Source organism: Gracilibacillus dipsosauri (genome assembly GCF_003176895.1).
Classification (GTDB): Bacteria; Bacillota; Bacilli; order Bacillales; family Amphibacillaceae; genus Gracilibacillus; species Gracilibacillus dipsosauri.
In genome coordinates this window covers 48076-60501 of sequence record NZ_QGTD01000013.1, presented here as the reverse complement: position 1 = coordinate 60501, position 12426 = coordinate 48076, and the positions used below count along the sequence as shown (strand labels likewise).

The following is a 12426-nucleotide window of genomic DNA, read 5'->3' as shown; positions in this document are numbered from 1 at the left end:
GAAATTAAATATGGGTTTTTCTTATCAACAATTTTTGAAGCCTGATACAGAATTTTCAGCCATGCCGTTTTGGTTTTGGAATGACCAGCTTGATAAAAGTAAATTGCGGTCACAATTAATCGATTTCCAGTCTAAAGGTGTAGAAGGTTTTGTGCTACACCCACGTAAAGGAATTCCTAATAATACCCCCTATTTATCCGATGAATTTATGGATTATGTAAAATTTGCTGTAGAGGAAGCAGACAAACGAGGCATGCATGTTATCTTATATGATGAAGCCATGTATCCTTCAGGAGCAGCCAATGGAAAAGTAGTCGAGAAGAATCCTCAATATGGAAGTAGAGGATTATATGCGTTGGAGACAGACATATTTGATAGCACAGTGGAAATACCATTAAAACCGGAGGATCGAATTGTAGCAGTGTACCTGGCGTGTAAAGATTCTGATCAAGACTATAATCCAGAGAAAATTAGCTGTATTTTTCCACTTAATGCTCAGATCATTCAATTACGAGAGAATATTGCTACTATTCCAAATGAAGTGATGGATCAATTCTTTCAAACTAACCAACGCAATAAGGAAGATTACCGCTGCATAGCCTTAATAGAAAGCTATACATTCGGAACGATTCGAGGAATACATGCCAATCAAGATGATGGGGAAGTTAATGCGCCTCGATCTGCTGACCTATTAAACCCCGAAGCTGTAGAGAGTTTTATGGAGATTACTCATGAGCGATATCGGCAAGTGGTAGGAGAATATTTCGGAGGGACAATTTTTGCTATGTTTACTGACGAACCCGACATAACTGGAAGAAACGCTCAGTCAGGAGGTATTGCTTGGACGAACAATTTTGAAAGGTATGTTTATCAAGAGGGAGTACATGTGGAGGATCTTCTTGGATTATTTTTTTCTGTCGGTGAAAAAACAGATGATGTTCGTCAAAAATATGAAAAAGCCGTAAATAAACGATTAATGGAGACGTATTACATACCTATTGCCAATTGGTGTCAACAAAATAACCTTCATCTTACTGGTCATCCTGCCAAAAGCGATGATATAGAGCTTCTTGAGCCTTTTACTATTCCAGGCCAGGATGTTGTGTGGAGATGGGTAGCACCTGAAGACGAAAAAGGATTGATAGGAGAACATTCTACAGCCGGAAAATGTGGGGCAGATCTTGCTAGACATTTTGATCGTCGTCGAAATTTAAATGAGTATCTAGGAGTATGTGGTGTTGATAATTCCTGGAATTTATCTGCGGCTGATATGAAATGGTATACAGATTGGCTTGCGGTTAGAGGTGTTAACTTATTTTGTCCACATGCCTTCTATTACTCTATAAAGGGTAGAGAAAGAAGTCATGAGCGTCCACCAGATGTAGGACCAAATAATGCATGGTGGCCATATTACCATTTTTTTAGTACTTATATAAAACGTGTAAGCTGGTTAATGACAGATAGTGTCAATCAAGCGGAAATTGCGATATTAGCATCGAATAACCATTTACCATGGAAAATGGCCAAATATTTTTTTCAACACCAAATAGAGTTTAATTATTTGCATGAATCTTTATTTACTAAAGAAAAGATCATGATTTCGGGTGATCGTTTGAACATTGGTAATTATTCTTATCAAGCTGTCGTTATAGATGAACAAAAATGGCTAGAAGTGGATCAGGCAGTGAAGCAAACCTTAACCAAATTCACCCAAAATGGTGGAAAGGTATATTGGGTGACTACTAAAAGTAAAGCAGAGAGCATGCCTGATATTATCACTGTTTCACCTGATGATCTAGCATCAATCCATCATTATTTCTCCCATTATCGATATGCAAAGCTTTCTAATGAATGTCCGAATATTCGGATAACGAAAGGGAATAAATCAGGCCAATTATTTTACTTTATGACAAACGAAGGCGAGGAGCTTTATAAAGGAACGATTAAATTTTCGAATGATTTCCCAGTTGAAGAGTGGAATCCGTGGACTGGTTCACGACAGAAATTGGCAACAACTAATGGAGAATATCAGCTAGAGCTTCCGTATCGAGAGTCAGTGATCTGGATAGTAGATTCTAGTCAAGGAGAGAGAGAAAGGAAGAAGGAAGCACGACCAGCAAAATGGATCGAGATAAATCCAAGATTACAACCAGAATCCAATAAATTAGAATACTGGGATAAGCAAACACTTTCTGACTGGAGTAAAACGGATGGTTTACAATACTTTTCAGGAACGATGACATATCCGTTTGTTTTCGACTATCAGGGAGATAAGGTAGATGAAGTGACTATTGATTTGGGGGAAGTTTATGAAATAGCAGAGGTTTCCCTTAATCATAGTGAACCTGTAGTGAAAATGTGGCCTCCTTATAAGGTTAATGTTCCCGGGGAAAGTCTAGTAAACGGGGAAAATTCCCTTAACATACGAATTACCAATAATAGTGCAGTGAAAATGGATAAACAGCACTTGCCATCAGGCTTAATCGGGCCAGTTAAAGTGCTTGGGAAAATATATGACGAGTAAAGGGTGTAAAAGATGAACAGGGTATTTTTGGCGAGTGATTCAACCTGTCAGAGTTATGACAGAAAAGAGGCCCCACAGGCTGGATGGGGGCAGTTTTTACAACAATTTTTGAAAGATTGTACCGTTATCAATCACGCAATCGGAGGTAGGAGCTCTAAAACCTTCATTCAGGAAGGTAGATTAGAAGTTATTGCAAATGAATTGAAAGAAGGTGACTATCTACTAATACAAATGGGCCATAATGATTCGACAAAGGAAAAGCCAGAGCGTTATACAGAAGCGTATAAGGATTATAAGAAATTTTTACAGCAATATATTCATACAGCAAGAAAACATCACGCAATACCAATATTGTTGACACCAGTTTCTCGCCTACACTACGTAAACGGAGAGTTTTTAGTAGATTTTGGGGATTATTGTAATGCGATGAAGGAAGTAGGTGAAGAGGAAAAATGTCATGTGATCGATTTAATGAAGCTTTCCGTTCAACATCTGACTAAAGTGGGGATACAAGAAGCAACCACGTATTATATGGTGGACATAAATGGAACCGATCACACGCATTTTACTGAAAAAGGTGCAAAACAAATGGCAAAGATCCTCTCAAGCTCCTTACAATTAATCATAGAAGCATAACCATATCAACTGATGAAGCCTCTCCCCGTACTTATTCAGTATGGGGAGTTTCTTATTAAATGAAACGTCTAAGAAAATAGTTTATAAACTGAATGGGAAGGATGAATAAAAAATGAAACTAGACCTTAAATGGTTAACAAAAAAACCGAATATACCAACAAATATTACATGGGGGGTCCCGTGGCCAAAAGGTAAAATAAATAGAGATCAAGCTATAACCTTGCTCAATGAGCATGAAGAAATGCTACCACACCAAACCTGGCCTCTCGCCTACTGGCCTGATGGAAGTGTGAAATGGACGGCACACTCCGCGAACTTAAGTCAGGAACAAAGCCTGTCCCTTTCTACGGATAAGGTACCTTTTGAAAGCAAAGGTCTTGTAGTGGAGGAAAAAAAGGATAAAATGATTATCCGTAATGGAACCATGGTATGTACCGTTTATGCAAAAGGTGCTAAGATGCTTGAGTTAGAAAAGGATAGTCAATCATATCAAGGTTTTTTAGAAACATTGGTAGAAGAGCGAGAGGAACAAGGAGATCATTTAGTTATCTCACACACGATGGCTATCGGACATATTGAGCAAATCGAGCTAGAAAATAAAGGAGAGATTCGCACTGTTATAAAGGTGAAAGGAGCTCATTACACAAAAGCTGGCGAGCGTTTTCTACCTTTTATTGTCAGACTATCTATCTATCGTGATTTATCTGATCTCAAAATAGTGCATACGATCATTCATGATAGTGATCCAGATCGTTATTATATAAAAGGAATTGGATTAAAGATAACAACTAGTTTCACAGGGGAAGCATGGAAAAGGCATGTGCAAATGGCGGGGGATGAAGGAGTATATAGCGAACCAGGACAATTATTATTAACTAGAAAATACCGTAATGCAGATGGACTATTTAAAAAACAGATTGAGAATGAACAAGTGAATTTAGACGATACACCTGACTTAAAAAAATTGGTGAAAAGAAATGCTACATGGAATGATTTCAAGCTAATACAAGATAGTGCTGTTCACTATAAAGTTATGAAACGTAGAGAAAAAGAAAATGCATGGATTGATGTGTTACATGGTGGTCGTTCGCAAGGCCTGTTATATGCAGGTGGCGATAGTGGGGGTATTGCGATCGGTCAGAAAAAATTTTGGCAAAAGTTCCCGAGTTCCCTTGAAGTAAAAGGTCTAACGAAGGACACATCATCCATTATCTGTTGGTTATGGTCGCCAGATAGTGAGGCAATGGATCTTCGTCATTATAGTAACGAAACCCATGTGGAGAGTGCCTATGAAGGCTTTGAAGAAATGAGAGCATCGCCTATTGGAATTGCGAATACGAATGAGCTGTTTTTGTCACTTTACTCATCTACCCCATCTACTCATCAATTATTTGAAAAAGCCTTGGCTTGGCAGAATACAAATTTATTAGTATGTGATCCAGCCTATTATTATCAAACGAAGGCGACTGGAGTTTGGAGCTTGCCAGATAAGTCAAATGAATTCTCAAGTTTTCTGGAGAGGGAGCTTGAAAAAGCATTGCGTTTTTATCGAAAGGAAATCGATCAACGAAGCTGGTATGGCTTTTGGAATTATGGCGATGTGATGCATACATATGATCCAGTGCGTCATCAATGGCGCTATGATTTAGGTGGCTTTGCATGGCAAAACACGGAACTAGCCCCTAACATTTGGTTATGGTATGCCTTTCTCCGCTCAGGTGATCCAGCTGTTTTTGAAATGGCAGAGGCAATGACTAGACATACAAGTGAGGTGGATTGTTATCATTTAGGGGAATACAAAGGATTAGGCTCTCGACATAATGTTGTTCATTGGGGATGTGGTTGTAAGGAAGCCCGGATTAGTATGGCAAATTTATATAAAACTTATTATTACTTAACAGCTGATGAACGGACAGGTGAAATTTTAAAAGATTTCAAGGATGCCGATGAAGCTACCGTAAAGCTGGATCCGATGCGTGAATTCTATCCGAAGGATGAACACCCAACACATACTCGGGTAGGTCCTGACTGGGCAGCATTTTGTTCTAACTGGTTATGTGAATGGGAACGCAGCGAGGATAAGAGCTACTTCCAAAAAATCATTACAGGCATAGAGGATATAAAGAGTACACCATTTCGATTGTTGTCTGGCCCAACATACGGTTATAACCCAGAAACATCCCATCTTTTTCATATAGGTGATGGCAACAAAGGTGGTTTCCATATGATCATTGCCTTTGGTGCCCCCCAAGTGTGGATGGAGCTTGCAGAATTGTTAGATGATGAAGTATGGAAAGAGATGCTCGCAGAGTTTGGGGAATTTTATGCACTCTCTGACCAAGAAAAACAAGACAGAACTAGTGGCATTCTTCATAATAAGATGTTTAATTGGCCAATGTTTTCCGCAGCAATGATCGCATATGCAGCGAGAAGAAAAAAGAATCATGAATTAGCACAAACAGCATGGAGATTATTGTTAGATCCTAAACAAAATCACACGCCATTACCAATAGTAGAGCATAAAGTAACGAGCTGGAAAACCTTGAATGAAATTCCTTGGGTGACAACGAATACTATTTCGCAATGGTCGATAAATGTGATAGTATGCCTTGAATTATTGAAGGATTATCCACCAAAAAGTTCCTTGCAAAAAAGTATTAAATCAGAAATAAAATGATAATTTTCTGGTGAAAAGTATTGATAGCCATGAGATAAAAGCAATGAGATTAAAATGGACAAAAATTGAATATTGTAGGAAAAATGTAAGCGTTTTATATTTGGTTTAACGACAAGGAAGTTTGCACCTGGACACCTAAATAAAAGGAGGGGTACCTATTTTAAGTGGAGTGAAAAAGGTGCATATCCATGTCAGTTATGTGAGTAAATTGAAGGAGGGTCAAGATGAAAACAAAAAATTACCGTTATTTATGCATGGCTTTATTTGTATTTATGATGATAATCATTACTGGATGTAGTAATAGTGAATCATCTGGTCAAAAGAAGGAAGGCGAATCAGGTGGGGATGATGCAGGGGATAGAATGCATTTGCGAGTGTTTGTTCCAACCTTCTCTACCGAACCCCCAACAGATGATAGTCCGGTGTTAAAAGAGATTGAAGACTATACAAATAAGGAAATTACGATGGAATGGGTACCGAATAGTAATTTAGAAGATAAGTTTAACATTACTTTATCATCTGGTGACCTGCCACATGTCATGTATGTTCCGAATAAATCTCCGAGCTTTATTAGTGCAGTAGAGGATGGGGCGTTTTGGGAGTTAGGTCCATATTTAAAGGATTATCCTAATCTAAGTCAAACTAATGAAATTGTCTTAAATAATAGTTCGATTAATGGAAAAATCTATGGGATTTACCGTTCACGTGATTTAGGTCGAAATGGAGTTATTATCCGAAAAGACTGGTTACAAAACCTAGGGTTAGAAGAACCTAAAACGATTGACGAATTTTATAACATGTTAAAAGCCTTCTCTGAAGAGGATCCTGATGGAAATGGAGAAGATGATACTTATGGTATGGTCGTCTCTAAATATGAAGGTCCTTGGGATGTGATGCAAACATGGTTCGGTGTACCGAACAAATGGGGCGAGGATGAGAATGGTGAGCTATATCCATTCTTTATGGATGACAATTATATAGAAGCATTAAACTTCTTTAAGAAGCTTTACGATGAAGGTCTCGTAAATGAAGACTTTGCTGTAATGGACCCTGCTCAATGGTCAGAGCCAGTTATTGGAGGAGAAGCTGGTGTGCAAGTAAATGTATTGGATGAAGGCCACCGTATTCAAGAAAAAATTATTGAAGCAGAGCCTAACAATACAGATCCAATTACAGTCATTAAAGCGGTAGAAGGTCCAACTGGACTGCATAATTTACCAACTTCTGGTTACTCAGGCATGCTCTCAGTTTCCAAAACATCGGTTAAATCAGAAGAAGAATTAAAGCAGGTTCTCGACTTTCTTGACAAAATGAATGATGAAGAAGCACAAATTCTTGCTGAAAATGGTATTGAGGGTCGCCATTATGAAATAGTAGATGGAGTATACCAATCAAACATCAACGAGGATGCTGCACTTAAAGCAGAAGTTGATGGGTTTAATCAAATGTTGATGTACCTCCCAGAGCCTAAATCATTAACAGCTGAGTCCACACCATTACGTGAATTAGAAACGCAATTGAAGCTAGAAAATGAAGATATTGTGGTCGGTAACCCTGCAGAGGCGTATATTTCCGAAGTATATTCTAAAAAAGGACAACAGCTTGACAATATTATTTTAGATGCACGTATTAAATATATTGTTGGCCAAATTGATGAATCTGGTTTGGAGGAAGCTGTTGAGCTTTGGAAACAATCTGGTGGTACCGATTATATTGACGAAATCAATCAATTACATCAAGAAGCTCAAAAGTGATCGATAAATTGCGCAGGATCTCTTAAGGCAAAAGAGTGAGTGTAATGACTTTGAATTACTGACAATGTCTAGAATTCCTACACATGACAAAGTGACTAGGGCATAACTAAATAGGGAATCCGAATAATTTCCTGATTGAGAACTGTTCGGATTTCCCTTATTTAGTCCCTTCAACTAGAGATTAATTTTAGTTGCATTGAAGCAGGTGGATCGAATTTGTCTACAACAATAATGTTAAGAGGGGGATTAGATGGAAAATGTCCAACAAAGTAAGTTAAATACTTTAGATACTAAAAAGAAAAAAAGTAAATGGAATCAAATATTAAAAGAGAAATGGCTTTATTTTATGATTTTGCCTGGATTAGCTTATTTTATCATTTTTAAATATATACCGATGTGGGGAATTGTGATTGCATTCCAGGACTACTCTCCATTTTTGGGTGTGCTTGGCAGTGAGTGGGTAGGACTAGAGCATTTTAAGTATTTTTTTACCAATCCTGATTTTTTACGTCTATTAAGAAATACATTTATTTTGGCGTTGTATGATTTAATATTCTTCTTTCCAGCACCAATTATTTTAGCATTGATGTTGAATGAAATACGTCTAAGTTTTTATAAACGAACGCTTCAAACATTAGTTTATGTACCTCACTTTATGTCATGGGTAATTATTGCAAGTATCAGTTATGTATTTTTAACAACAAGTGGTGGGGTAGTGAATGAGTTATTAGCCAAATTCGTCGGTGAAGAAGTCAATTTCTTATCAAGTCCTGATTGGTTTAGACCAATGATTATTGGACAAATTATATGGAAGGAAACTGGTTGGGGAACTGTCATTTTTCTTGCGGCATTAGCAAGTGTAGATCAGGAGCAATATGAGGCTGCAATTGTGGATGGTGCAGGTCGTTTTAGAAGACTTTGGCATGTTACGTTACCAGCATTGCGGAGTACCATCGTAATTCTATTAATCCTAAGATTAGGAAACTTTTTAGATACAGGTTTCCAACAAATCTACTTAATGTCGAATTCGCTAAATCGAAGTGTAGCGGATGTGTTTGACACATATGTTTACTTTGTCGGTATTACCGAAGGTGCATTTAGTTATAGTACCGCAGTTGGGCTGTTTAAATCAGTAGTTGGTATTGTACTAATTGTTGGGGCTGATCGATTAGCGAAAAAACTTGGACAGAATGGTTTATTTTAACGAGAACCAGGAGAGGAGTATTAAAAATGCACCGCATGCATAATACAGGCCCAGGTAGGGTGTTTGATATTTTTAACCATATTTTTTTAGCACTTGTTGCGATCATCACAGTGATCCCATTTCTATATGTCGTAGCTGGCTCCTTTGCCTCAGAGACGGAATTGGCAACAAGATCTTTTTTTCTGATACCAAATGATTTTACCACAAATGCCTATAATTATATTTTCTCGACTAATGCTGTTATTAGAAGTTTAGGAGTTTCTATCCTTGTGACAGTAGTGGGGACTGCTGTGAGTATGGTGTTAACATTAACGATGGCATATCCACTTTCTAGATCAACAATGGTTGGCAGAAATCTAATCTTAAATCTTATTCTCTTCTCCATGTTATTTGGTGGAGGAATGATTCCTACTTATTTACTTGTGAAAGGCTTAGGATTATTAGATTCTTATTGGGCGTTGATATTACCATTAGCGATTAATCCATTTAATTTAATTATTGTAAAAACCTTTTTTCAACAATTACCAAAGGAACTAGAGGATGCATCCAAGATCGATGGTTGTACAGAATTTCAAACATTTTGGCGAGTGATGCTACCTTTATCGAAGCCGGTTATTGCTACTTTTACATTGTTTTATGCTGTATTTTATTGGAATGATTTTTTTCAAGCCCTTCTTTATATTACGGATACAACAAAATGGCCAATTCAATTGTTACTGCAACAATTAGTTATGGTAGCCAATTTAGGAGTAGGTGATCTACAAGAGGCACAATTATACGAACCACCAGAAGAATCGGTTAAATTAGCAGTCATTGTTATTGCCACCGTTCCTATTCTATTATTCTATCCATTTTTGCAAAAACACTTTGCAAAAGGAGTCATGTTAGGATCTGTTAAAGGATAAAATTTGCTCATGCATAAGTGTAAATATCCCACCCTTTTTTACAAAAGATAGTTGGCAAGGAGGCGGACCATATGCAAAATATTTCTTTTAAAGCTGGTGAAACCATATACACTAACACATTAGCTGGAGAAAAATCTGTTGAGGATTGGGTAAGAGAAGGTGAGGTATTAACGAAAACCTGGCAAAATAAATTATTGTTAGAAAACAAATTAGATCCAGAGGAATATGGTGATCATGCTCATTGGGTATTATGGTGTCCAGTAGAAATCCCTGATAAAGTAGTCATAAAATGGGAGTTCTATCCAATCAAAGAACCAGGACTATGTATGCTGTTTTTTGCTGCGAGAGGACGAAATGGAGAGGATTTGTTCGACAAGTCATTACCAGAACGTACAGGGTACTATCCTCAATATCATTCAGGAGCTATTAATGCATTGCATCTGTCCTATTTCCGTCATAAGCATCCAGATGAACGAGCTTTTAGAACGTGTAATTTGCGTAAAAGTAATGGATTTCATTTAGTTACCCAAGCAGCAGATCCATTGCCACCGGTCGATGATGCCGTTTCACCATATCTCATGCAATTAGTCAAATATGAGCAATATGTTCAATTTTCTATTAATAACATGGTTATTTTGGAATGGAAAGATGATGGGAGTAGCTTTGGGCCGATTTTACATGGTGGAAGAATCGGCTTTAGACAAATGGCACCAATGGTTGCAGCTTATGCGAATTTGTCAGTTAGTCATGCGATGATAAACTAGTGAATAAAGTGTGGTGAAATAGGATGCAGAATGAAGGTTTAATTGGTAAATTTTATATGTTCGGAGAAACTGTTTTTCTGTTACTCTATGTCAATTTTCTTTGGATTTGTTTTACACTTGTGGGTTTCATCGTGTTCGGTATTGGACCAAGTACTGTTGCCATGTTTACGGTATTCAGGAAATGGTCGATGGGTGAGGATGGAATTCGGGTATTTAAGCTCTTTTATAAAACATACAAAAAAGAGTTTCTTCGAGCTAATGCAATTGGCATTCTTTTACTTGTATTCGGCTATATGCTTTATGTTAACTTGAATTTCTTACAGCTTGATCGAGAATGGTTACAACAGTTGATGAAAACATTATTTATTGTTGTGACAATTGTTTATGGGATAATGCTGCTTTATATTTTTCCGTTGTATGTTCATTATGAGAATAAGTTATATTTATATTTCAAAAACGCTATTCTGATTGCGCTCTATTCACCAGTTAGAACAATCTATTTAATTGCTGCTTGTTTAACATTATATTATCTATATTTTGTACTTCCTGTATTTATTTTTTTCTTCGGAGCTAGCTTATCTAGCTTGGTCATTATGTGGATCGCTTATCGAACTTTTATTCGCTTAGAATTAAGACAAGAGCAAATGCAGGAAAGTAATGCATAATAATAGGGATAGGGAGGGGAATGCCATATGACGGTTGATAAAAAATTGTCTATGCCTTATTTACTTGGAAGAGTGGATATTTCTTCAGCAGGGAAAAATTGCAAAATGTTTCTAGGTGATTTAACAGGTGACGGTAGATTAGACATTTTGATGGTACAGCCAAATGGTGGTATTGACGATAGATATGAACCGCATCAAGTAGAATCAATGACGGCCTTTGATTTGGAAGGTAATGAATTATGGCAGGTTGGAGCACCAACAGACCAACCTGGAGGCCCTGGTAGTGACTATCCGATTCAAATTTATGATATAGATGGTGATGGAAATAACGAGGTTCTTTTTATAATGAAAAAGAGCTTTTTCATTATCGATGGCAAAACAGGTGAGGTAAAGAAGAAGCTTCCTTTACCAAGTGAGGATGCGCATGATTGCATCATTATTGCCAATATTTCAGGAAATGCCTTTCCTAATGATATTATTCTAAAGAACAGGTATGAGCAGATGTGGGCGTTAAGTAGTAATTGGGAGCTTCTCTGGACACACGAAGGGAATATCGGGCACTTTCCATGGGCATTTGATTTTAATAGAGATGGAAAAGATGAAATAATGGCAGGCTATGATTTTTTGAATGCAGCTGGTAAGATAGTCTGGTCCTGTCAGGAGCTTGAGGATCACGCCGACTGTATATGGGTAGGCAAGGTGCAACCAGACGCTGATCATTATCAGTTAGTGATTGGAGGTAGTGTAACCGTTTTATATGATTGCTTAGGAAATGAATTATGGAGATATAATGGATCAATAGAATCACAGCATGTATGTTTAGGTAAGTTTCGTCACGATTATCCTGGCTTACAGGTTGCTGGACTGGATCGAATCGTTCGAGGTTCCAATTATTCAGATGGGAAGGATGGTATTTTTTTATTAGATGCTAATGGGAAAGAGATTTGGAAGGAAAATAGAGATACTGGAGGCTGGTTAACGATTATAGAAACAATCGAAAATTGGGATGACGTTGGTCTCGATTATATTCTAGCTTATCGACGTGGTGGCAATGTTCTTCCAACCATATATGATGGTTACCAAAATGTAATTACTACCTTTCCAATCGATGGTTATCTCGTATATGGTGATTTAATTGGTAGTAATCGCAGCCAGGTTATTGTTTATGATCAGCAGGCTGCCTATATATATGGTAGTAGTAAACTAGACCTAAGAAAGAAAAATGGAAAAACACAAACACAGAGTAAAAGATTATATTCCCAAACATTATATCCTGGTGGGGAGTATATATGAGAAA

General features: G+C 37.4%; 9 protein-coding genes. All 9 read left to right on the top strand.

Annotated features, from left to right (window positions below; all coding sequences use genetic code 11):
* The first annotated feature begins 10 nt into the window (after positions 1-10).
* The 9 genes from DLJ74_RS13920 (at position 11) to DLJ74_RS13880 (ending at position 12422) form a co-directional block, all read left to right on the top strand.
* Entirely contained in the window at positions 11-2524 is a 2514-nt protein-coding gene (locus DLJ74_RS13920) for a glycosylhydrolase-like jelly roll fold domain-containing protein (protein ID WP_109984925.1), read from the top strand.
* A gap of 12 nt (positions 2525-2536) precedes the next feature.
* Positions 2537-3160, top strand: coding sequence for a rhamnogalacturonan acetylesterase (locus tag DLJ74_RS13915; protein ID WP_054787445.1), 624 nt, complete (start codon positions 2537-2539; stop codon positions 3158-3160).
* 112 nt (positions 3161-3272) lie between these two features.
* Positions 3273-5837, top strand: coding sequence for an exo-rhamnogalacturonan lyase family protein (locus DLJ74_RS13910; protein ID WP_109984924.1), 2565 nt, complete (start codon positions 3273-3275; stop codon positions 5835-5837).
* 224 nt (positions 5838-6061) lie between these two features.
* Entirely contained in the window at positions 6062-7591 is a 1530-nt protein-coding gene (locus tag DLJ74_RS13905; protein ID WP_109984923.1) for an extracellular solute-binding protein, read from the top strand.
* A 250-nt stretch (positions 7592-7841) separates the two neighbouring features.
* Entirely contained in the window at positions 7842-8795 is a 954-nt protein-coding gene (locus DLJ74_RS13900; RefSeq protein WP_109984922.1) for an ABC transporter permease, read from the top strand.
* 26 nt (positions 8796-8821) lie between these two features.
* Positions 8822-9700, top strand: coding sequence for a carbohydrate ABC transporter permease (locus DLJ74_RS13895; protein ID WP_109984921.1), 879 nt, complete (start codon positions 8822-8824; stop codon positions 9698-9700).
* 71 nt (positions 9701-9771) lie between these two features.
* Entirely contained in the window at positions 9772-10464 is a 693-nt protein-coding gene (locus DLJ74_RS13890; RefSeq protein WP_109984920.1) for a DUF1961 family protein, read from the top strand.
* A 23-nt stretch (positions 10465-10487) separates the two neighbouring features.
* Positions 10488-11129, top strand: a complete 642-nt coding sequence (locus DLJ74_RS13885; protein WP_109984919.1) for a YesL family protein — start codon at positions 10488-10490, stop codon at positions 11127-11129.
* Between the two features lie 27 nt (positions 11130-11156).
* On the top strand, positions 11157-12422 hold the full coding sequence (locus tag DLJ74_RS13880; RefSeq protein WP_109984918.1) for a hypothetical protein: 1266 nt from the start codon (positions 11157-11159) through the stop codon (positions 12420-12422).
* Positions 12423-12426: the final 4 nt, after the last annotated feature.